This window comes from Bacillus sp. LNXM12-1, from assembly GCF_003004375.1.
GTDB lineage: Bacteria > Bacillota > Bacilli > Bacillales > Bacillaceae > Bacillus.
Genome location: NZ_PVWX01000005.1, coordinates 64,626 through 85,465, shown reverse-complemented (window position 1 = coordinate 85,465; position 20,840 = coordinate 64,626). Strand labels below are relative to the sequence as shown.

Genomic DNA, 20,840 nt, shown 5'->3' with positions numbered 1-20,840 from the left:
ACGAATAGATCACCCTTTTTAGGAGGAAAGATGATTAGATTAAATAGACCACTAAAATTAAGAGATTTAGAAATATTCAGCGTGATGAAAGATCATCAGATTTTATGTTATGTCATCATTGAAGATACGCGAAAACCGTTTACGGAAGAAGACAGAAAGCTAGACCCATTATGTTATATGGATGAAGAAGATATACAAGCGATTTTGAATGTGTTTCATATTTCCATTATCAATGATGAGAAATTAAGTGAAGAGGATTTAACGATGGTAAAAGGTTTTTTTGCTGATTTAGTAAATAATACGAACTTAACGAATTTTATTACGAGAGATTATGTTTTAAAGAATTTATATGATGTCGAGGATGAAAATGACATGATGTTCTTTAATAGAATGCTTCGGCATATAGGGTCAGATGATGTGAAAGAATTTGACGACCGCAATTGGATCTATTTATCTCAAGATTAATGACTATTCCATGAAAAAAGGACAGAGCATAGGCTCTGTCCTTTTCCTTTAGGATGATACATTTTTTCTTGTACGCTTGCGCTGGTAGTAATAAAGGATACCGCCTGCGGCGAGCATGAGCACGCCAATCAGTACAGCTGTATACATCATAGTGGCTGTATTCGGCAGTGTGCCGCCTGGTAGGCCGGTTCCATCTTGGTTTGGATCTGTACCTGTACCTCCGCCTGGTGCTGATGTTTCGCCGTCTCCACCAGTTTGATCTGGGGTTGTTCCAGCTGCTTCATTTTGATTGAGGACGGTGTATTCGCTGAAGTGCTCAGTTTGACCTGATACGACTCCATTTTCGAACGATCCGTTACTTGTTTTGGCGTAACGATTCTTCTCGCGATCCACATAATACACACCAGGTTTTTTCGCCTTTTGAGGCTCGTCTAGTGTAAAGGATAGTGTGACAGGGTCTTTAAAGGTCGAAACCTTTTTCTTGTCTTGTTTGATTTGGAAATCATACGTATCCGTTAATGCGTTTTTCACTTTATCCGTCTTTGTCATCCATATATCTGCGCTTTTCTCTGACAAATTGGAGAGCGGCAATGCGAGTCCCACTTTGTCATGATAGATGGTGACGTTTGGATCTTGCTCTCTTTTCTTCAGCTCGGCTACTTGCGCTTTTGATAGAGACAATTGAACGTTTTCCGCTTTGCTTGCTTTGTCTAAATAGAGAAATGCTTTGTTTGTATGCTGCACATACGTTTGGAATTTCTTATCATCTTGAATGTCATAAGCGCCTTTTCCTTTCACGCGAGGAAGGAACACTTCTTTCACCCTGTGATCGATGACAGGCGAAATCTGCCCGTCTGCCTTTTCAATTTGCTCTTTGAAGATTTCATAGTCGACATACCCTAAGTCTTCGCCGTGAGAGGCTTCTGTAAAGACGCTGTAGCCGTCGCCGCCTGTGCCGACAAATGCGTTTGTGGCTACGCGGTATGTTTTCTCATCATCAATGTCTGTCAGTTGACCCTTTTGGTCTTTCAATTTCACATCAATCAGCCTGCTGCCAGCTGGTTTACTGAGTGTAAACGTATATTCAATGCCAGCTACATGAGGGAATGCACCTCCGCCTTCCTCAATGCCTGACAGCCCCTGTTCGAGTGTTTTTTTAATTTGACTGCCTTTTAAATCTGCGACATAAAGTGTATTTCCGAAAGGCATCACCGTTAAAATATCACCTAAAGTGATATCTCCTTTTTCAATGCTGCCTCGAATACCGCCGCCGTTTGTGATGGCAAGGTCAGCATCGGCAGATTCTTGTGCTTTCTGCAGCATGCCGTCGGCAATAAAGTTCCCAAGATTCGTTTCCTTCGCACGGACGTGCTCGCGTTGTCCGTCTAATAGGACATCTGTATAGCCGACTTTTTCTGTTTTTAAATCTTGAATATCTGCTTTGTACCCATCAAGGATCGCTGTTGCATCTGCATCTTCTTTGACAGAGTCATCAATAGAGATCAGGTCAAAAGAAGATTCTTTTGGCTGTACGACGCCTTTTTTGTCAAAGGCTACGTCTACTTTCCCTAAAAATTGTCCATAGTCTTTCACCTGAGCGACAATTGTAGGTTCTTTTTTATTGATGACCTTTAATTTTTCAACAAGTGTGTGCGTGTGACCGCCAATGATTAAATCAATACCGTCAACTTTTTGAGCCAGCTCAAGGTCACGATTGTAGCCAATGTGTGTTAACGCAATGATTTTATTGATTTTTTCTTCTGTTTGAATGGTGTTGACTGTTTCTTTTGCTTTCTTGTACGCATCTTTAAATTGAATGTTAGGACCGCTGCTGGATGTAATGGCTGTGTCTTCAGTCGTTAAGCCGAATACGGCCACCTTTTCACCATTAACATCAAGCAGGATGTAAGGGTAGATCCCGGCTTCTTTTTTCTCACCAGCTTTAAATGAGGCTGGTTTTTTCACTAAGTCGCTCAATTGTTTTTCCTTCGAGACATCCACGTTTGATGACACAATCGGGAATTGAGGCTTTTCAAATTGATGACGGTTTTTCGGATCGACATCTGATGCATCACCTGTCAGAAATTGACGTAGTACAGAAGGACCTTTGTCAAATTCATGATTACCAAACGTCATGGCATCGTATTTCATTAAGTTCATCAATTTCAGATCGGCAAGTCCTTGCCATTTTGTGAAGTATAGGTCACCAGAGAAGACATCTCCAGCGTCCAATAAAATATTGTTCTTGCTTTCAGCACGGATTTCTTTGATCTTTGTTGCGCGTCTTGCCGCATCATCAAGGTGTGCGTGTGTATCGTTCGTATGCATGACTGTTAAATTCCAGTTGTCTGATGAAGGCGGTTCTGTTGTGCCATCCTCTTTAAAGGCTAGCTTGTACACACCAAGACCATCTGTGCTTGCGTTACGAACAAAGTCTACGCTGCTTGATTTCTCAGCAAACGGTTTGGCTAAAAGAGAAGATTCAAATGTTAAAGTTGCGCCTTTCACCGGTGCAATGGCCCAGTTTTGATCTGCACTTGGGTTGATGGTTTTTTGTTCGATAATATAATCCATCAGTACTTGGCGGTTCTCATCTGCTGAGGCAAGCACCACTTTATCTTGGGTCAGATGCGGAAAGCCTCCGCCGCCAGAAGCACGATAGTTATTTGTCACGACTAAAAATTCTTGATTGTCAGAGACTGTTTTCCCGTTGTAAGACAGGTTTTTGATGCGGTTTGCATTGGCGTTGACCAGTGTGCCTGTTGTGCTGTATTTAGCAGGCTGCGTCACATCGACTTGGTATGTCACACCATCTATTACATCAAAGTTATACGAGCGGTATTCCTCGTTTAAAATCGGCTGTTCTTTTGAAACGTTCGGTTTGATCTGATTAAACTGTCCGGCAGACATTTCTAACCAGTCTTTCACTTCACTGCCTCTCAGTTTCACAATCTGCACAGTGTTATCGTAAAGGTAGAGATCGCCGATGTTCTTAATCGCTAAATCTCCTTTTGCGATATTTGTATAATAATTTACACCGTTTCGTCCGCCTGCTTTAAACGGCGCACCTGCAGATAAAATCGGTAAATTTTGATACGCAGTGTCCTTCATTTTTTCTTGTGCATACCATTTTTGGGCATCTGTCACAATTTGAATCGAAGGGTCATCCATCACTTGAGCGAAAAAGCTATTAATGTCTGCTTCTGTATTGCCAACAGGCTTTCTCACGTAATCAAGTGTGTTTTGATGCGTTGTTTGAATGGCATCTTTTACTGTGCTTTTCTGAGATGATACTCCGGCAACAGATTCGATCTTGCCTGTTCCGTCGGTGACCTTCCAGCTGCTGCCGTCAGGCTCTAGTGTTAAATCAATGACTCCGAGGTAGCTGCCCCAGTTTTTTGACATGACGACTGGGATGCCGTTGATGGTTCCTTTTGAGACATCGAATTTGTCAACGCCGTTATATTCAGCGCTTGGGAATGTGCCATGCTGGTGCCCAGATACAATGGCATTGATGCCTTTTGTTTTCGTGGCAAGGTCAAAGATCATATTTTCTGATCCTTTAGGTGAAGCTGTTTTTTCAATTCCTGTATGGGCAAGAGCGACAATGACATCTGCGCCTTTCGCCTTCATTTCAGGAATGGTTTCATTGGCAGATTCGACGATGTCCTGCACTTGGACTTGTCCATCTAAATGCTTCTTATCCCACGTCATAATTTGTGGTGGAACAAATCCTATGTAACCAACTTTCACAGTTTGTGAGGCTCCGTTTGCATCTTTAAAGGTTTTATCTTGGATCACGTAAGGTGTAAAACGGTGTTCTCCATTTAGCTTTTTGACGTTCGCATTGACAATCGGGAAGTTGGCGCCCGCAATGGTACCGTCAAGGAAAGATAATCCGTAGTTAAATTCATGATTGCCAAGTGTTCCTGCATCGTATTTTAGTTTGTTGAGTGTATGAATAATGGGGTGAACCTTTGTTTGATTGATGATGCTGTCTTTCTCATGTTTGTAAACGTATTCTCCAAGAGGGGTTCCTTGAATCAGGTCTCCGTTATCAACAAGGAGTGTATTTGGATTTTGTGAACGGTGCTTGTCAATCAGCTCGGCTGTTTTTGCCAAGCCAAATTCATTTGTTTCTTTGTCGCTGTAATAATCATAATTCATCATGTTCGCATGAACATCGGTTGTGGCTAAGATGCTGACCTTTACGGCTTTGCCGTTTTCTGTTTCTGCATGAGTAGGTACTGCTGGGAGAATGAGACTAATCATCATAATGGAAGTGAGCAGAATAGACAGGTTTTTCCTTCGTTTAGACCTATGTGTTTGCTTCTTCACCTGATCTCCGCCTTTCTAATTTTTTTGACCACAATACCTATTGTAGAAATGTTTCGTTAACTTTTGTAGTTATTTTTTGCAGATTATTGTAAAGATAACATAAATCATACGAATTACCTTGTTGAGGGAATGCGAATGAGTCTAAATGCTTATTTTTATCGTAAGGGGTTTTCTGATAGGGATAGGATGTTTCATTTCAACATGCCCGGGTATAGTGTGTAGTGTAAACGATAATCAAGCAGGAGGGTTTCTACATGGGTAAGAAAATTGCAGTTGTATTAACAGATTACTTTGAGGATGTTGAATTCACCGAGCCTGCAAAAGCCTTTAAAGACGCAGGCCATGAAATCACAGTGATTGAAAACGAAAAAGGAAAAACAGTGAAAGGGAAGCAAGGAGATGCAGAAGTGAGAGTGGATGCGTCCATTGATCACGTGAAGCCTGAAGACTTCGATGCACTTCTGATTCCTGGCGGTTTCTCACCAGACATTCTGCGTGCAGATGATCGTTACGTCCAATTCACTAAAACATTTATGGATGAGAAAAAACCAGTATTTGCGATCTGTCACGGACCGCAATTGCTTATTACAGCGAAGACGCTGGAAGGAAGAGGCGCAACTGGCTATACATCCATTCAAGTAGATATGGAAAACGCAGGCGCTAAATTTAAAGACGAAGAAGTTGTCGTTTGTCAGGATCAGCTTGTGACAAGCCGTACACCTGATGACATTCCAGCATTTAACCGTGAATCATTAAAACTGCTTGAGAAATAAACCGCAGTTATGACAGGATAAAAAAAGCCAGCACCTTAAGGGGTGCTGGCTTTTTCTGCGCATGATGTAAGGAAACTGCGTGAAGACCGCAAAGCAGCTTCCTGATGCACCATTATTTTCTTAAGTTTTTTAGCTCGCTTGCGATGGCTTGCATTTCACTTGGGCTGAATGAAGATTTTTTCATCACCATTTGGTGAAGAAATTCGATATCTTCGTACTTGTCTGGACTGAAGTCCTCGGCTTTGATGACTCCAATGTTCAGCATATTTAACTTTTGCGAAATGTCTTCAATCAGCTGATTGACTTCAGCCGCTTTTTGCTCTGACAAGGGCGGCACGTCCTTTCCTGCATATATGTCGAATAATATGTCTATTTTAACAGAAATGCAAAAGAATAAAAGGGCTATTAAGATGACACGGAGATGTTTTTCTCCTTTTTCTCCTGCTTAATCTTATCAATGATTCGTTTGGATTCAAATACGACAACCCCTGATAAACCGATGAGCCCGATTAAGTTTGGAATCGCCATCAGCCCATTGAGCATATCTGCCACACCCCAAACGAAGTCATTTTTAAACACGGCACCGAAAAAGACAGCAATGACAAACACGATGCGATAATACATGACGTACGAATCCTTCGCCAAATATGTAAAGCATTTTTCGCCATAATAGGACCAGCCAATGATGGTGGAATAGGCAAACAAGAGCAGACCGATTGCCACAATGGTTGAGCCAACTGGACCGAGGAAATGAGCAAAGGATAACGAGGTCAGCGCATCACTTTTCACTGTTAAATACATATCTGCCATGACAATGGTAATGCCAGTGATAGAACAAACAATGATTGTATCGATAAACACTTGCGTCATAGATACGAGAGCTTGACGGGCAGGCATATCCGTTTTCGCAGCCGCAGCAGCAATTGGTGCTGACCCAAGACCTGCTTCATTGGAAAATACTCCTCGTGCCACACCCCAGCGAATGACAGTTCCAATTGCACCACCTGCCACGGCTTGACCCGTAAAGGCATCTGAGAAAATAAGACCGACTGCGCCTGGAACGAGATCAGCATTCATGACAAGAATGATCAGACCGCAAATGACGTAGAATAAAGCCATGACTGGTACAAAAATAGATGTGACCCGGCCAATGCTTTTAATTCCGCCTAAAATCACGAGTGCCGTAAAAGCCGTAATGATGATACCTGTTACCCATGTTGGAATTTGAAAAGTAGAATTCATGACTCCTGAGATGGAATTAGACTGTACCAGGTTTCCGATCCCAAAGGCAGCACTGGCGCCGAAAACAGCAAATAGAACCCCTAGCCATTTCTGTTTCAATCCATGCTCTAAATAATACATAGGTCCGCCAGACATTTCGCCTTTTTCGTTTTTGATCCTGTATTTAACTGCAAGAACAGCTTCTGCAAACTTAGTGGCCATTCCGAAAAATGCAGCAAACCACATCCAGAATACCGCACCCGGACCACCCGCTATAACTGCCGAGGCCACACCTACGATATTCCCTGTACCGACAGTTGCAGCAAGAGCCGTCATTAACGCTTGGAAATGAGAAATATCTCCTTCTGACATTTTGTCTTGTTTAGAAAAAGCGAGCTTTAAAGAATAAGGAAGTAATCTAATTTGAATGAAGAGAACGCGAAAGGTGAGGTATATTCCAGTACCAACAATTAAAATCAATAGGGGAGGCCCCCACAAAAAATTGTTCATCGTCGTGACAAACTGCTCAATTATTCCCATCTAATATCCCCCTTTGTTTGTGTAATTCTCCTAAAGTTTCTCCTGTTTTTGTGTAATTTGTCAATGGCGATGAGAGCTTTTCTTGCAAAGTTTCCAAAAGAAAAAGGGCTTGATATGATAGAGAAAAGGTTTTCGAAAAGAACTCTTAGGGAAAAGATAGGAGGAGAATGAAGAATGATTCATGTGTTATTCGTGTGTCTTGGCAATATTTGCAGGTCACCGATGGCAGAGGCCATGTTTAGAAAAAGAGTAGAAGATGAGGGGCTTAGCGAGCACTTTGTGATTGATTCAGCAGGGATTGGCGGCTGGCATCAAGGAAGTCCTCCGCATGAAGGAACGCGAAAACTGCTTGATGAAAAAGGCATCAGCTATGAAGGAATGACTGCAAGACAAATCATGGAGAAGGATATCACCACATACGACTATATCATGGCGATGGATGCAGAAAATGTAGGGGCACTTCGCAGTATAGCCGGCTATGGGAAACATCACTTTATTGGCCGTCTTCTTGATTTTGTAGAAGACGACGATCGAGATGATGTGCCAGATCCTTATTACACTGGGAACTTTGAGGAAGTCCATGAATTAATTGAAACAGGAATTGACCGTTTTTTGACGTATGTAAAGAAAGAGAACCACCTTTAACTGAAAGGAGATCAGACGAGATGGAAGAAAAAAATCAAATCGTGCTCCGAGGAGCTGTCATAGGAGCAGCTTGCGGCGCATTGCTGACTTTATTTCATCGGCCAACGAGAATTGCACTCAAAGACAAATGGAATGACTGCCAGCAAAAGCTGGATGAATACCGCCAGGAGCCAGGCAGAATATCGGCTTGCATGAAAGAAAAAATGGAAGAAACGAAGCAGCTGATGCGAACAGTCTCAGATGATTTGTCATTTTTAAATGAACAGGTCAATCAGTTAAAGGAAACAACCCCAAGGGTATTAGAAATTATTGAAGAAACAAAGGATCACTTTCAATCGAAACAGACAGATTGATCATTGGAGATGAGGCGTATGGGTTTTATTAAAGCGTTAATTGAACGCTTTTTGCTGCATGAAGGACCGGCAAAATCTGCTGAGCTTGCGTATTTCTTTTTGCTTTCATTATTTCCGTTTCTCATCTTCGTGCTGACACTGGTTGGGTATTTGCCGCTGACGTCAAAGGATGTCCTGAGCGTCATTTCTGGTTATGCGCCAGAAGGAGCGCTTTCGATGATTGAATCCATTGCCGATCAGACGCTGAATAATCGTAACGGCGGGTTATTATCGTTCGGGATTATTGCCGCCCTTTGGTCAGCATCTAACGGCATTAATGCCGTCGTCAGAGCTTTTAACCATGCTTACGAAGTTGAGGAGAATCGTTCCTTCATTCTCGTACGTTTAACATCGATTATCTTAACGATCGCGATGGTTTTGACCATTATTTTTGCCTTGATGCTGCCTGTCTTTGGAAAAGAACTTGGTTTATTTGTCGCTAAATTAGTCGGGCAGTCAGATGCCTTTCTCACCGTATGGACTGCGATGAGATGGATCATTAGCCCGCTGATTTTGTTGATTGTTTTTACATCCTTGTACTATTTTGCTCCAAACATTAGGCTGAAATTGAAATTTGTTCTGCCAGGTGCCATTTTTGCATCGATTGGATGGATTTTGGTCAGCATGCTGTTTTCATTTTACGTAGGAAAGTTTGCCAACTACAGTGCGATGTACGGAAGCATTGGGGGAATCATTATTTTAATGATCTGGTTTTATTTAACCGGCATCATGATTATCCTTGGCGGCGAGCTCAATGCGCTTTTACATAAACGTAAAATCGTACCAGGCAAGCTATAAAGAAATCCGGGCATCCTAAAGAAGAACGAACAAGTTCAATCTGAATGGATGGGGGAAATCACATATGTCCAAACAATCGAAAAAAGGCGGAAGCAATACGAAACAAAACAAAGGTCATCAGCCTAAGCACAAAACAAGCGGCAGTGCGAACGGGCAAAATGGATATCACTAAATGAAAAAACTCCTCTGCATAGCGCAGGGGAGTTTCTATTTCACGATCGTATATATCGCTTAAGGTTAAAAGCGGCATCAGGCTTTGACTGATAGTGAGGATCGAGCTGGAATCCAGCATTCATCGCTACACGTTCACTTCGAACATGACCTACAGGACAAAAAATTTCAAATCCATCGACTTTTGTAGAAAATATTTCTGTCATATATTTCACGATCGTTGTCACAATACCCTGACCTTGTGCGTCTTGACCAATCCAATAACCAATATTGCCTATTTTCTGATCAAACGTCAGACGGAACACCCCGATAAGTTGATCGTTCAGCTTAATGCCAGCTTCCAACCCTTTTTGTTCATTGTAGGTAGTTTGAGTCGATTGAATAAATGTTCTGACATCCTCTATGCTTTTGCAGTGATGGACCCACGGAAGCCATTCCTCTAAATGAGCCTGATTCTCTTGAATAAGTTTCAATAATGTGTCCGCATCATCAAATTGTAGAGATGTCAAAGTCAATTCATTTGTGATGTCGTATGTAAACAAAGATCGTCCCTCCATTTTAATGACTTTCAACCACTGCTGCCGTTCGCCCAAATCGAACGCAGAAAAACACGAATAATATCACGATGCTGACAAGGTAAAGTAAATTCATTCCTTCAAACGTTTGCACAAAGATTCCACCGAGAACAGGCCCGAGAATACTCCCCGCACTAAACGCCATCCCGCACATCAAATTTCCAGCAGGAAGCAGATGCTTTGGCAATAAGTCGGTCATATAACTGATGCCAAGTGAGAAGGTAGAGCCTACAGCCATTCCGGCAATAAAGAAACAAATCGCAACAGCCAAAACCGATTGAATGAAAATTCCTGCTAGTAGGAAAAAGAAAGACCCGACGAGTGTGACACATAAAATGATGCGGCGCCTGCCAAACCGGTCGCTGAGCATCCCGAGAGGTAGCTGAAAGACAATACTTCCAATGGCAAACGCAGGTAAAATAAACGCCACTGCATCCACTGTTACCCCGCTTCTAAGTGCATACACAGGGAAGTTGCTATTGAGTGTCGTTTCTAAAAAGCCATAGCAAAACGGCATCATAAAGGCGACCCAGCCAAATTGAAAGGCTTTCTTAAAGCGCTTCAAACTGTTTGTCTGCTCTGACGTCTGCACTTCGCCCGTATCTGGATATGTATTTTTCAAAACAAAAACAAGCAGCCAAATACATAAACTAACGGCACCAGAAACAATGAAAGGTAAAGATGGGTTGATTTCAATGAGTGGTGTTAAAAAAGGTCCAGCGGCAAAACCGAGTCCAAAGGATAACCCATACAATGAAATATTTCGCCCGCGATTTCTCGATGACGACGCATAGGTCACCCACGTCTGTGTAGAGAAATGCAGCATATGATCACCAATCCCGATCATGAGCCGCAGGAAGAACCAGACGACATAAGATTCAAAAAACACAAAGCTAAACAAGCTTAAAAAGACAGCAGCGCCCCCAATGACAATTAACGGCTTAAACCCAAACCGGCGAAGCGGCGCTTCCATAAAGGGAGATGCTAGCAGCACGCCAAGATATAAGCCTGTGGCATGCAGACCGTTTAACGTAGGAGAAGTGCCGGCATGTTCAAAAATAATCGAAATGACAGGCAATAACGCTCCCTGCGAAAAACCAGATACAGATACAAGTAAAATTAAAATCATAAAGTGAATTCTCGACATAAGAAGCTCCTTACAAGTTCATATTTTCATCGTACAATGGAACCATAGGGGTTTCAATAGAAAGGTGGAAAAGGAATGAAACTGATATACGAAACGGACCGGTGGATTGCGGGAACAGATGAAAAGCAGCTGTATATCTCAGGAAAAGAAGAAATGGGGTACAGGCCATCTCAATTGTTCACCTCAGCTATTGCAGGCTGCTTTGGAGAAATGCTCATTCATGTATGCCGGAAAAAGCGAATATCCTGTGAAGGGCTGTCGATCACACCTGAAACGACAAGAGCAGGAGCTGTAAACAAAATCTCCCGTATTCATTTACATATCATTTTTGAACACATCAATACATCTAAAGAACAAATAGATAAAGTCATCACAATTGCTTTGAAGCATTGTTCGATGGTGCAGTCTGTGAAAGGAAGTATTGAGGTCACCTTCTCACACGAACGAATCTAAATGTATATGATGCCGGCACTCACGAAAGAATAACAATCAGACATATGTAAAGGAGAATGGCTGTATGAATCGTTTGTTTCTTGTGATTGTCGCAATTGGTGTGCCGCTATCGGTCATTGGCAGTTTTCTTCATTTCCCGCAGGTCATCATGTTTGCCGTGTATTGTATCGCCATTATTGGTCTTGCTAGTTTTATGGGAAGAGCCACAGAAAGTCTTGCCATCATAGCGGGCCCAAGAATTGGCGGGCTTTTAAACGCCACATTTGGAAATGCGGTAGAGTTAATTATTTCATTTTTTGCATTAAAGCAAGGACTGACAGCTATTGTACTTGCTTCATTAACTGGATCAGTTATCGGAAACTTACTGCTTGTGGCGGGGCTGTCTTTTTTCGTTGGCGGATTAAAATATAAGCGCCAAGTGTTCAATGTCCACGATGCAAGGCACAACTCGGGCTTGCTCATGTTTGCCATTATTGTGGCGTTTGTCATTCCAGAAGTGTTTTCGGTGGAGATGGCTGAGGATAAACAATTTGTTTTAAGCATTGGAATTAGCATTGTGATGATTTTGCTTTATGTCGCAGCGCTCTATTTCAAACTGGTCAGCCACCGCGGAGTCTATGTTGCCAAGCTGGAGAGCATGGACGGGGAAGCGGAGACGGAAGAAGAAACACCTGAATGGTCTGGTAAGTTTGCCACTGTGATTTTGCTGCTTGCGACGATTGCCGTTGCGTACATTTCAGAGCGCCTCGTCCATACATTTGATACGGTGGGAGAACAATTTGGCTGGAGTGAGCTGTTTATCGGAGTCATTATTGTGGCCATCGTCGGAAATGCCGCAGAACATGCCTCAGCTGTCATCATGGCGTATAAAAACAAAATGGATGTCGCGGTGGAAATTGCTTTTGGCTCAACGCTTCAGGTTGCCATGATGGTCGCGCCAATCCTTGTCATCAGCTCTCTTTTTTTCAATAAGCAGATGCCGCTCATTTTCTCTTTACCAGAGCTCATTGCGATGGCATCCGCTGTGTTACTCACGGTCATTTTATCAAATGATGGTGATACAAACTGGTTTGAAGGCGCCACATTACTTGCTGCCTATTTCATTATGGCGATTGGATTTTTCCTTTTATAATCTTTTGTGGATAAGGGACGTCTTTGCGGAAAATACTATGGAAAAATGAATGAGAAAGAGTGATGATATGAAAAAGATGCCCCGCATCATGTTTGTTGTTCTCTTATCCTTAAGTTTTCTATACAGCTTTCCAGCGGAGGCGGCGAAGCCATTTAAGGTGCCATCGTCTGTCGCTAGTATCTCAAAGGAGAATACGTATCCGAACGCGTCACAGGATCAGCCCCTGCTCCAGCCGAGCGAGCTGACAGCTGAATTGTTCAAAACAACGAATGTACCGATTGAAAATACCCATTTGATCAAAATGCTGAATGAATCCAGCATTTCAGGGACGCCATTAGCGGTTGGATACCGCGCGACCATTTTCCTTGGAAGATGGGCACTGAGCTACGATTCAAACGAAACGGTTGCCAACTGGGAATACAAAAAAGTGAATATGAACCATATTGATAACAGAGGCGGCAACAAAACTGCCATTGGAAAATACGTTCAAAAGCAGCAAGTGAAAGTGAGCGGCGGGCTCACAGCAAAGGTGCCAAACCCGGAAGATGTGAAAACATTGATGATGCAAAAAGCCATTCAAAAAACAAAGCTGCCCCTCGCTTTTGACACAGTGATTGGCGCAGGAACAAAACGAGATCAGTCGTACCATGTATCTCCGAAAAAAGCAGCTTCGCTTCATGCCTATGCACCAGCGATTAACGAAAAAGGAAAGGTGACATACGGAGAAGTGTACCTTGTGCTCAAAGGAAATAAACGCAAACTCGTCGTGAAAAACGTGACCTCACAAGGAATCGGCGCTTGGATTCCTGTTCAGGATCACCTGACGTTTGGGTTTCAAGGGATGAATTAAAACAGTCGTCTCCTCTTATCAAGAGGAGATGACTGTTTTTTGCTAATTGGTTTTATCATTTTTCCCTTTCAATTCACTTTTGTAAAAGTCAAAGATGTTATATAAATACCATGCGATGAAGAGAAAGAAGAAAATTTTTGTTACTATCATGAAGTTGCTGAAAATAAAACTTAGCCCAAGAATAGGAATGATCATAAATCCATAATAAGAAAACCACCATGTTTTAAAAATGAAGCTCAGCTCCTTAAAGAGTTGTAGAAATTAACATTTTATTTATATATTACATGTTTTGAGAAAATAAAAAAGCCATAGCAGCAGTTGAATGAACCCAACCACTACTATGGCTTAAATTTTTATTCCCCTAAATCCACATTATGATAAACCTGCTGCACATCTTCAAGCTCTTCTAATACATCGATTAGTTTCTCGAATTGTTCTTTAGATTCATCATCTAATGTCACTTCATTTTGAGGAAGCATTGTGATTTCAGCGACAGTAAATTCTTCAACGCCGGCTTGTTTGAATGCTTCTTGTACTTGATGGAATTGATCTGGTTCAGCGTATACAATCACTGTTTCATCTTCTTCCATGATGTCACGTACATCAACGTCTGCTTCCATTAAAAGCTCAAGCGTTTCTTCTTCACTTTTTCCTTCGACACCGATGACAGCTGTTTGGTCAAACATGTAGGCAACAGAGCCGCTTACGCCCATGTTTCCACCGTTTTTCCCGAATGCCGCACGAACATCTGACGCTGTGCGGTTCACGTTATTGGTAAGGGCATCAACGATCACCATTGATCCGTTTGGACCAAATCCTTCGTAGCGCAGCTCATCGAAATTCTCTTCCGCACCGCCTTTGGCTTTTTCAATGGCACGGTCTACAATGTGTTTTGGGACACTATATGTTTTTGCACGTTCTAGGACAAAACGAAGTGCTTGGTTTGATTCTGGGTTTGGCTCACCTTGTTTGGCAGCCACATAGATTTCACGCCCGAATTTTGCGTAAATACGACTTGTACTGGCATCCTTTGATGCTTTCTTTTCTTTAATGTTGTTCCACTTACGACCCATCTTATTCACTCTCTTTCACTTAGTAAATACACAGTATGAGGGTCCCCATGCTGCATGAAATCATTCTGCCTTCTATTATACATGAATCAGTCAAGAGGATAGAAGTAAGAGGGCTGAAATGAAGAGATTTCTCAGTTGATGTGTCCAAGCTGTTCAAGCGTTTCATGTTGCTTGTGAGATTTCGTCAGCTCGTCGCACCGAATGATCCTGCCATCTAATAACGTGAAAAGAGCCATGACATCAATTAAACCCCGGTCCCCGCTTGCGAGTTCCACATGTACAGTGTAACGAAAACACCCTTGCTGCGTATCTTCATCAAATAACACATCATGAAAAGCGGGGATCTCAAGCTTTTTTGTTATTCCTTTTAATGTGGATAGATGCTTTTTAAACTCATCAAGTGTCGAAACCTTTCCATCGGTCACTTGCTGATAGTCAGGTGAAAAATAAGCCTCCACTTTTTCTATATTGAATTTGATTAATACCTCTTCATACATCTCTTTAATAAATGATATCGCTTCTTTTTTTGTCATGAATCAACATCCTCTCTTTTTATTAACCAGTTAACTATAATCCATTATAATTAACTGGTTAACAAAAAACAATCAAAAAAATAACCCCATCATAAATGAGGTTATTTTGCAGGCTGGGGATAAACGAGATCTTCAAGCAATTTGACATCATGCTGATGAAGTTGTTTGATCATTTCTTTTCGGACAGCGAGGGCAGCATCGAAGTATTTTTCGTCTTCGACCATTCCTTTCACTGTGATCTCAATCCCGCGGTTCAGCTTGTTCAGGCCCATAATGCCATGGACTTGAAACGGTTCAATGGCATGTTGAAATTCATCTTTTTTGAGAAAATCATGATGCATCTGATTTAAATTGTCACAGGCCGTTTCGAGTGCTTGAAAGGCTGTGTCTGGGTTTTGATTCGCACTAATTAATACAGACTCCGTAATCCGCATGTAGTGCATGTTATAGTTTTGAATTTGCCGGATGTCTCCGTTAGAAATGGTTAACAGCTTGCCGCTCCATTCTCTAATTTGCAGAGAGCGGAGACCAATCTCTTCAATCGTTCCATTAAAGAGGTTATTCACTGTCACATAATCCCCTTTATGAATCTGACGTTCATAGATCAGAAAAATGCCTGCTAAAATATCGCGAATCAGTGTCTGGGCGCCAAAACCGATGACGATCCCAGCAACACCAGCACCTGCAAGAATTTTCCCAAAATCATGAAAGAAGAGAGAAATGACATACATTACAAAGCAAATCGAAGCGGTGTATTTTGTAACAGATTTGACCAAGCTCTCGATCGTTTTTTTCTTCTTGTCCTCTATAAACTCCGTTCGTTTAAAGAAAATTTGAAGCGCTTTGTTAATCATAAAGACGGCAAGCCAAAGAACGAGTCCCACAAGGAGAATTTCAATGTATTTGTTCTTGACTATTGTCAGAAAAGTATCGTCCATCTATCGGTTACCCCCTGGCTGTACGAGAAGTAAAATCAACATCTTGATAATAGCTGTTTTTCACAAGAACATTCGGACCGAGGCATTGTACGCTTGGACAATGGCAATTCAGCTCTTTTGCTAATTTTGTGTCCATCCAGCGTGAATAAGCAGATTGCAATGTATCAGTAGCAATGTTTCCAAGCGGCGGTGTATCGCCAAAGTCTGTCACAATAATATTCCCATCAAAAATATTCACATTCAAACGTGAGCGGCCGTCAGGGTCATTTCGTACCGTGACATGTTTCTCCTGACGCAATCGCTTGAGGAGGCGCTGATCTTCTTCATCTGTGCTGCAAGAATAAAATGGCAGGGTGCCAAACAGCATCCATGTGTCTTGATCACGAATATCAAGCAGCTGATGAATCGCATCACGCATTTGCGGAAGCGTCAATGATTCAAGGGCGCTGGCAAAATCACTTGGGTACATTGGGTGAACTTCGTGGCGCTGGCATTTCATTTCCTCCACGATTTGCCGGTGGATGTGTTCAATATATGGAAGCGTGCGTTTATTAAGCATGGTTTCAGCAGATACGGTAACACCTGCTTTGACAAGTGCCCGGCTATTTTCAATCATGCGGTTAAATAATTTCTCGCGCTGCTCAAAGGTTGGTTTTCTGTCCATCATCGCAAAACCGACCGTTGCAAACTCTTCGACAGTTCCCCAGTTATGTGAGATGTGAAGGACATCTAAGTATGGAATAATTTCCTCATATCGCGCCAAATCAAGTGTTAAGTTTGAATTGATCTGTGTACGGACGCCGCGTTCATGGGCATACTTTAATAAAGGGACGACATATTCCCGCACAGATTTGAGAGAAAGCATAGGCTCTCCGCCTGTAATACTGATTGAGCGCAGAAGCGGAACTTCATCTAAACGGCGAAGTAACAAATCAAGCGGCAGTGCATGTGGGTCTTTCGGCTGCAAAGTATAGCCAACCGCACAGTGCTCACATCTCATGTTACACAACGTCGTTGTCGTAAATTCAATATTTGTCAGCTTCATTTCTCCGTAATCCTGCACATCGAGATAGGCTTCCCAAGGGTCATATGCAGGTGTAATCGGACGAAGTGCTGTTTTTTGGTTCATGGTATCTATCTCCTTTTCATTCGGGCAAACGTGGACCCGCCAACAGTTAATTTTAAGCCCCATCACCGTTATACGCAAGTGGGGTTTCATTGATTTACAAGGGAAAAAAAGATAAGCTAGAAACAAATGCTAAAGGGAGTGTATCTATGGGCAAGGCAGCAGACAGCAAAGAGCAGCAGGTTGATTATTTAAAGAACCGATTAGATATGTTTATGAATGTGATTGATTCATTAGATCCTGAATCAACAGATGTTGAGGATATAGACAGACTGATCCAGATGATTGACGACCTAGAAGCGAAATATGAACGGTTTAAAAGCGATTGGAAGGAAGAATAGCTCGCGCAGTGCGGGCTTTTTTCTTTAATTTGGCAAGTGAATCAGTGTATGAGTCTCGGTCTTATTCTGCACAATAGAAGAAAAACCGGGAAGTGACGTAAATGAAAAAATACATGCTCATCTGTTTATGTGCGCTTTTTGTATCCATGCCTCTCTCAGAAGCGGAAGCCGTGTCTAATAAGCCCGTCCATTGGGGATTTGCGAAAAGCAAAGAACACAAGCCAGCAGATGCGGGTAAAGAATTGAACGTCCTTTTAAAAAAGTATGATGCCTTTTATTTAGGAAACACGAAAAAGAAAGAGATTTATTTTACCTTCGACAATGGCTATGAAAATGGGTATACGCCGAAGATCTTAGATGTGCTGAAAAAACATCAAGTACCAGGCACCTTTTTTGTGACAGGGCACTTTGTAAAGGATCAGCCTGAGCTCGTCAAACGGATGGCAGAGGAAGGTCATATCATTGGCAACCACTCCTATCACCATCCAGATTTAACAACAAAGAGTACGAAAGAAATCAAAGAAGAGCTGGACCGTGTCAATGAAGCCGTGTACAAAATCACTGGAAAACAAGACAACCTCTATCTTCGTCCGCCGCGCGGTGTATTCAGTGAAAGAGTGCTGAAGGAAACAAAAGAGCTCGGCTACCAAACCGTTTTCTGGTCAGTAGCGTTTGTGGACTGGCATATTCATCATCAAAAAGGAAAACAGTATGCCTACGATCAAATGATGAAGCAGGCGCACCCAGGTGCCATTTACTTACTTCATACCGTCTCAAGGGACAATGCCGAGGCATTGGATGATGCCATCACGGCTCTGAAAAAACAAGGATATTCCTTTAAAAGCCTAGACGATCTCATGCTTGAAAAAGTATGGCATCTGCCTCAGCTATAGAAAAAAGCTTGCAGAAGACCTGCGAGCTTTTTCTTTATCCTTCTCTTATTTTACGCTGAAACAAAATCGGGTGATGATTCGTAAAAGAGTCAATCAAGCCCTCACCGAAAATCGTGATTGTTTGCTCCCAAGGATGTCCTAGCAAGCCCCAATGCATCTCTTTTGATAAAAAGAAATCATAATCCCCGTTAGGAAGCACAGGGACTCTCCATTCCCCAATTTCATCTTTTTCAAATGACCCGTATGGTGTGATCCAGTAGCATTCGTGCTGCCAATCGAGTGCCAGCATATATTCGTCTGTTCTCATATGCTCCTGAAAAGCAAGTAACGCTTTCTCTTCAAGGTCTTCCTCCGCATGTAGAAGGGAAGGGTCCTCAAAATAAACAGAGATATCATATGTAATATAAGGAGATGGTACGTGGAATGAGGGAAAACGTGAGATGCTTGGATTAAATTTGAAATCTCGATAGAGCGTCTCCCATACCAGCTTTAGTTCTTGATGAGTCAATGGAATCCAGTTTTCCACCTTAACCGCCCCCAAGCTATTCTCTCAACAAATTATTTGAAAATGCGGAACCACCCTTTATGCTTAAACCACAAAAGCATACCCGAGACGAGCAGACCCATGAAAATCAGCACCCCAAAATAGCCATACTTCCAGTGTAATTCAGGCATGTTATCAAAGTTCATTCCGTACACCCCAACAATAAAGGTCAGTGGGATAAAAATGGTCGACACAATGGTCAATGTCATCATGATCGCATTCATTCGATTGGAATTCAGCGTCTGATAGCTGTCTCTTAAATCTGCTGTCATTTCTCGGTTCGATTCGACAATCTCTGTTAATTTCAATAAGTGATCATAAATATCATTAAAATATGCTTGACGATTTGTATCGCTTTTCATCATGTGCGTGTTTACAATACGATATAAAAGATCCCTCATCGGGATAATCGTTCTTCGCAGCTTGAGCAAATCGGATCGAATTCCGAATACTTCGTTCATCAGCGTTCCATATGTTTTATGACCTTCTTCATCCTCAATTTCATTCAGCCTGTCCTCAATTTGATAAATGATTGGGAAATAATCATCGGTAAGCTGATCAATCAGCATATAAGCAATATGCTCAGGTCCGCTATTTCGGGTTTTGTCAGATTCTTTGAGCTTTCGAATGACACGATCAATGTATGGTGCTTCCTTCAAATGAAAGGTCACGATATAATTGTCACCTACAAACAGATCGATTTCCTCAGATCGAAGCGTCTTTTGATTCAGGGCATGAAGCACGAAAAATAAATATCCTTCATAAAAATCAAGCTTCGGCCGCTGTAAATAATGGAAGCAATCCTCAATCGCAAGCGGATGGAACTGAAAGTATTCCTTCAAAAGCGCTGCTTCCTTTTCCGTTGGCGCATGAAAATCAATCCAGTACCAGGCGATATCGGGGCTTGAAAGCTGCTGTAATGTTGCATGTTCAATCAAGTCGCCGTTTTTTGTCACTGCAATTTTTTTCAGCATGTGCACCCCTCCAGACTTGCATTATATCATGAAGCAGCACCGGTGAACTTATACGTGTTCTGCATAAAAAAGCCGATCTCATTACTGAGATCGGTCCAATGTGCGTGTATGATTGATGGATAAAACCGAGAATTAAGGACGACGGAAGTTGACGAAACCACCGTTGCGGTCGAACCAGCCTCTAAACGCCCAGTTGATGTAGCCGCCGTCACCTTTGTTTGTGAAAGATCCATTTTCAAATACCCAAACTCCGTAAGTAATGCTTCCGTATTTCACAGTAGCAAACGTTTTGACTCCGTTGAAACGAGTCTCATAACCTTGGCTTAAGTTAAATACCATGACATTGTATTTTGAGCCCGCAGCATAGAAAGCAGACTCCATTAGTCCTTTGACAAAGCCTTCACGGTTTGTGTTAGCATTTGCAGCATTGATTAATGCATTAGCTATACCAAGTACGTCAAAGTTAATATTAACGTTTCCTGCGGTTGTAGATGCTTTACTTTCAGCAGCTTTGTTTAAAACAGTTTGCTGAACAGTAGTTGAAACTGGAGTAGTTTTTTGTTCAGCAGCGTCAGCGAATACTGGTAGTGTCGAAGAAACAGCAGTGGCAAGGGCAACAGAAAGAATGGTTTTTTTCATTGGTCGGATCTCCTTTATTTTAAATTTTGGGTCTTTCTTTTCGTAAAAAGTGAAACTAGGTGAAGCCGGTTATCAATGAGGTAAAATATGTTCCTGCAAGATAAAACAAATGATTGCCTAATCAGCTAATTCCTTTGTTCACCTCCTTGATATGTCATAATTATACAAATGTTTTCGGGATAGAAGATATCACCCAGAGGTTCTATTTCTAATTTAAGGTAAATAATCCTAAAATATTGAAAGGTGCTGTCGAATTTTAGCTGAATTCGACTAAAAATG

22 protein-coding genes are annotated in these 20,840 nt (G+C 42.0%); 10 read left to right on the top strand and 12 right to left on the bottom strand.

Annotated elements, in window-relative coordinates; all coding sequences use genetic code 11:
- Positions 1–30: 30 nt before the first annotated feature.
- The gene (locus C6Y07_RS17005) at positions 31–465 is read left to right on the top strand and encodes a hypothetical protein (RefSeq protein WP_060595769.1); all 435 of its coding nucleotides are present in this window, start codon (positions 31–33) and stop codon (positions 463–465) included.
- A 48-nt stretch (positions 466–513) separates the two neighbouring features.
- On the opposite strand, the gene C6Y07_RS17000 is transcribed toward C6Y07_RS17005, so the two are convergent.
- Positions 514–4,803: a multifunctional 2',3'-cyclic-nucleotide 2'-phosphodiesterase/3'-nucleotidase/5'-nucleotidase gene (locus C6Y07_RS17000; protein ID WP_060595770.1), complete on the bottom strand. Its 4,290-nt coding sequence runs from the start codon at positions 4,801–4,803 to the stop codon at positions 514–516.
- Positions 4,804–5,057: 254 nt separating this feature from the next.
- Between C6Y07_RS17000 and C6Y07_RS16995 the strand changes: the two genes are divergently transcribed.
- Complete coding sequence (locus tag C6Y07_RS16995) at positions 5,058–5,576, top strand: type 1 glutamine amidotransferase domain-containing protein (RefSeq protein WP_060595771.1); 519 nt, start codon at positions 5,058–5,060, stop codon at positions 5,574–5,576.
- 112 nt (positions 5,577–5,688) lie between these two features.
- Here C6Y07_RS16995 and C6Y07_RS16990 read toward each other — a convergent pair whose 3' ends face one another.
- Both C6Y07_RS16990 and C6Y07_RS16985 read right to left on the bottom strand, forming a co-directional pair.
- Positions 5,689–5,904 carry a DUF1128 domain-containing protein gene (locus C6Y07_RS16990; RefSeq protein WP_003214000.1) on the bottom strand — a complete coding sequence of 72 codons (216 nt, stop codon included), beginning with the start codon at positions 5,902–5,904 and terminating at the stop codon, positions 5,689–5,691.
- 77 nt (positions 5,905–5,981) lie between these two features.
- Entirely contained in the window at positions 5,982–7,337 is a 1,356-nt protein-coding gene (locus tag C6Y07_RS16985) for an alanine/glycine:cation symporter family protein (protein ID WP_060595772.1), read from the bottom strand.
- 174 nt (positions 7,338–7,511) lie between these two features.
- Between C6Y07_RS16985 and C6Y07_RS16975 the strand changes: the two genes are divergently transcribed.
- From C6Y07_RS16975 to C6Y07_RS16965, 3 genes are read left to right on the top strand one after another with little or no spacing between them, the layout of a single operon-like run.
- Positions 7,512–7,982, top strand: coding sequence for a low molecular weight protein-tyrosine-phosphatase (locus C6Y07_RS16975; protein ID WP_034665148.1), 471 nt, complete (start codon positions 7,512–7,514; stop codon positions 7,980–7,982).
- Between the two features lie 20 nt (positions 7,983–8,002).
- Positions 8,003–8,335, top strand: coding sequence for a YtxH domain-containing protein (locus C6Y07_RS16970; protein ID WP_060595773.1), 333 nt, complete (start codon positions 8,003–8,005; stop codon positions 8,333–8,335).
- 18 nt (positions 8,336–8,353) lie between these two features.
- Positions 8,354–9,172, top strand: a complete 819-nt coding sequence (locus tag C6Y07_RS16965; protein WP_106157086.1) for a YihY/virulence factor BrkB family protein — start codon at positions 8,354–8,356, stop codon at positions 9,170–9,172.
- A 212-nt stretch (positions 9,173–9,384) separates the two neighbouring features.
- Here the strand turns inward: C6Y07_RS16965 and C6Y07_RS16960 are convergent, their stop codons facing one another.
- Positions 9,385–9,885 (bottom strand): GNAT family N-acetyltransferase, encoded by a 501-nt coding sequence (locus C6Y07_RS16960; protein ID WP_060595774.1) that lies wholly within the window; start codon positions 9,883–9,885, stop codon positions 9,385–9,387.
- A 16-nt stretch (positions 9,886–9,901) separates the two neighbouring features.
- A complete protein-coding gene (locus C6Y07_RS16955; RefSeq protein WP_003218010.1) occupies positions 9,902–11,065 on the bottom strand; it encodes an MFS transporter in 1,164 nt (387 codons plus the stop codon).
- A gap of 75 nt (positions 11,066–11,140) precedes the next feature.
- Here C6Y07_RS16955 and C6Y07_RS16950 point away from each other — a divergent pair, with 75 nt between their 5' ends.
- The 3 genes from C6Y07_RS16950 (at position 11,141) to C6Y07_RS16940 (ending at position 13,500) form a co-directional block, all read left to right on the top strand.
- Positions 11,141–11,518: an OsmC family protein gene (locus C6Y07_RS16950; RefSeq protein WP_060595775.1), complete on the top strand. Its 378-nt coding sequence runs from the start codon at positions 11,141–11,143 to the stop codon at positions 11,516–11,518.
- A gap of 64 nt (positions 11,519–11,582) precedes the next feature.
- The gene (gene cax, locus C6Y07_RS16945) at positions 11,583–12,650 is read left to right on the top strand and encodes a calcium/proton exchanger (RefSeq protein WP_060595776.1); all 1,068 of its coding nucleotides are present in this window, start codon (positions 11,583–11,585) and stop codon (positions 12,648–12,650) included.
- 67 nt (positions 12,651–12,717) lie between these two features.
- Positions 12,718–13,500 (top strand): YfkD famly protein, encoded by a 783-nt coding sequence (locus C6Y07_RS16940; protein ID WP_060595777.1) that lies wholly within the window; start codon positions 12,718–12,720, stop codon positions 13,498–13,500.
- A 353-nt stretch (positions 13,501–13,853) separates the two neighbouring features.
- On the opposite strand, the gene C6Y07_RS16935 is transcribed toward C6Y07_RS16940, so the two are convergent.
- The 4 genes from C6Y07_RS16935 to yfkAB form a co-directional block, all read right to left on the bottom strand.
- Positions 13,854–14,573: a YebC/PmpR family DNA-binding transcriptional regulator gene (locus tag C6Y07_RS16935; RefSeq protein ID WP_012009270.1), complete on the bottom strand. Its 720-nt coding sequence runs from the start codon at positions 14,571–14,573 to the stop codon at positions 13,854–13,856.
- 131 nt (positions 14,574–14,704) lie between these two features.
- Positions 14,705–15,106 (bottom strand): nuclear transport factor 2 family protein, encoded by a 402-nt coding sequence (locus C6Y07_RS16930; RefSeq protein ID WP_106073151.1) that lies wholly within the window; start codon positions 15,104–15,106, stop codon positions 14,705–14,707.
- Positions 15,107–15,207: 101 nt separating this feature from the next.
- Positions 15,208–16,044: a mechanosensitive ion channel family protein gene (locus tag C6Y07_RS16925; protein ID WP_060595782.1), complete on the bottom strand. Its 837-nt coding sequence runs from the start codon at positions 16,042–16,044 to the stop codon at positions 15,208–15,210.
- A 7-nt stretch (positions 16,045–16,051) separates the two neighbouring features.
- Positions 16,052–17,173, bottom strand: a complete 1,122-nt coding sequence (gene yfkAB, locus C6Y07_RS16920) for a radical SAM/CxCxxxxC motif protein YfkAB (RefSeq protein WP_106157084.1) — start codon at positions 17,171–17,173, stop codon at positions 16,052–16,054.
- A gap of 146 nt (positions 17,174–17,319) precedes the next feature.
- Between yfkAB and C6Y07_RS16915 the strand changes: the two genes are divergently transcribed.
- Together C6Y07_RS16915 and pdaA are read left to right on the top strand one after the other, a co-directional pair.
- Positions 17,320–17,511: an SE1561 family protein gene (locus tag C6Y07_RS16915; RefSeq protein WP_044139757.1), complete on the top strand. Its 192-nt coding sequence runs from the start codon at positions 17,320–17,322 to the stop codon at positions 17,509–17,511.
- Between the two features lie 101 nt (positions 17,512–17,612).
- Positions 17,613–18,404 (top strand): delta-lactam-biosynthetic de-N-acetylase, encoded by a 792-nt coding sequence (gene pdaA / locus C6Y07_RS16910; RefSeq protein ID WP_095286087.1) that lies wholly within the window; start codon positions 17,613–17,615, stop codon positions 18,402–18,404.
- A gap of 34 nt (positions 18,405–18,438) precedes the next feature.
- Here pdaA and C6Y07_RS16905 read toward each other — a convergent pair whose 3' ends face one another.
- The 3 genes from C6Y07_RS16905 to C6Y07_RS16895 form a co-directional block, all read right to left on the bottom strand.
- Positions 18,439–18,930, bottom strand: a complete 492-nt coding sequence (locus C6Y07_RS16905; RefSeq protein WP_106157083.1) for a DUF2716 domain-containing protein — start codon at positions 18,928–18,930, stop codon at positions 18,439–18,441.
- Between the two features lie 32 nt (positions 18,931–18,962).
- On the bottom strand, positions 18,963–19,922 hold the full coding sequence (corA, locus tag C6Y07_RS16900) for a magnesium/cobalt transporter CorA (protein ID WP_066031160.1): 960 nt from the start codon (positions 19,920–19,922) through the stop codon (positions 18,963–18,965).
- A gap of 132 nt (positions 19,923–20,054) precedes the next feature.
- Positions 20,055–20,561 (bottom strand): hypothetical protein, encoded by a 507-nt coding sequence (locus tag C6Y07_RS16895; RefSeq protein WP_034665101.1) that lies wholly within the window; start codon positions 20,559–20,561, stop codon positions 20,055–20,057.
- Between the last annotated feature and the right edge of the window lie 279 nt (positions 20,562–20,840).

Excerpts from the sequence above, each read along its gene's own strand:
- C6Y07_RS17005 (WP_060595769.1), top strand. The coding sequence starts at position 31 with ATGATTAGATTAAATAGACCACTAAAATTAAGAGATTTAGAAATATTC.
- C6Y07_RS16995 (WP_060595771.1), top strand. The coding sequence starts at position 5,058 with ATGGGTAAGAAAATTGCAGTTGTATTAACAGATTACTTTGAGGATGTT.
- C6Y07_RS16985 (WP_060595772.1), bottom strand. The coding sequence starts at position 7,337 with ATGGGAATAATTGAGCAGTTTGTCACGACGATGAACAATTTTTTGTGG.
- C6Y07_RS16975 (WP_034665148.1), top strand. The coding sequence starts at position 7,512 with ATGATTCATGTGTTATTCGTGTGTCTTGGCAATATTTGCAGGTCACCG.
- C6Y07_RS16970 (WP_060595773.1), top strand. The coding sequence starts at position 8,003 with ATGGAAGAAAAAAATCAAATCGTGCTCCGAGGAGCTGTCATAGGAGCA.
- C6Y07_RS16965 (WP_106157086.1), top strand. The coding sequence starts at position 8,354 with ATGGGTTTTATTAAAGCGTTAATTGAACGCTTTTTGCTGCATGAAGGA.
- C6Y07_RS16955 (WP_003218010.1), bottom strand. The coding sequence starts at position 11,065 with ATGTCGAGAATTCACTTTATGATTTTAATTTTACTTGTATCTGTATCT.
- C6Y07_RS16950 (WP_060595775.1), top strand. The coding sequence starts at position 11,141 with ATGAAACTGATATACGAAACGGACCGGTGGATTGCGGGAACAGATGAA.
- cax (WP_060595776.1), top strand. The coding sequence starts at position 11,583 with ATGAATCGTTTGTTTCTTGTGATTGTCGCAATTGGTGTGCCGCTATCG.
- C6Y07_RS16940 (WP_060595777.1), top strand. The coding sequence starts at position 12,718 with ATGAAAAAGATGCCCCGCATCATGTTTGTTGTTCTCTTATCCTTAAGT.
- C6Y07_RS16935 (WP_012009270.1), bottom strand. The coding sequence starts at position 14,573 with ATGGGTCGTAAGTGGAACAACATTAAAGAAAAGAAAGCATCAAAGGAT.
- C6Y07_RS16930 (WP_106073151.1), bottom strand. The coding sequence starts at position 15,106 with ATGACAAAAAAAGAAGCGATATCATTTATTAAAGAGATGTATGAAGAG.
- C6Y07_RS16925 (WP_060595782.1), bottom strand. The coding sequence starts at position 16,044 with ATGGACGATACTTTTCTGACAATAGTCAAGAACAAATACATTGAAATT.
- yfkAB (WP_106157084.1), bottom strand. The coding sequence starts at position 17,173 with ATGAACCAAAAAACAGCACTTCGTCCGATTACACCTGCATATGACCCT.
- C6Y07_RS16915 (WP_044139757.1), top strand. The coding sequence starts at position 17,320 with ATGGGCAAGGCAGCAGACAGCAAAGAGCAGCAGGTTGATTATTTAAAG.
- pdaA (WP_095286087.1), top strand. The coding sequence starts at position 17,613 with ATGAAAAAATACATGCTCATCTGTTTATGTGCGCTTTTTGTATCCATG.
- corA (WP_066031160.1), bottom strand. The coding sequence starts at position 19,922 with ATGCTGAAAAAAATTGCAGTGACAAAAAACGGCGACTTGATTGAACAT.
- C6Y07_RS16895 (WP_034665101.1), bottom strand. The coding sequence starts at position 20,561 with ATGAAAAAAACCATTCTTTCTGTTGCCCTTGCCACTGCTGTTTCTTCG.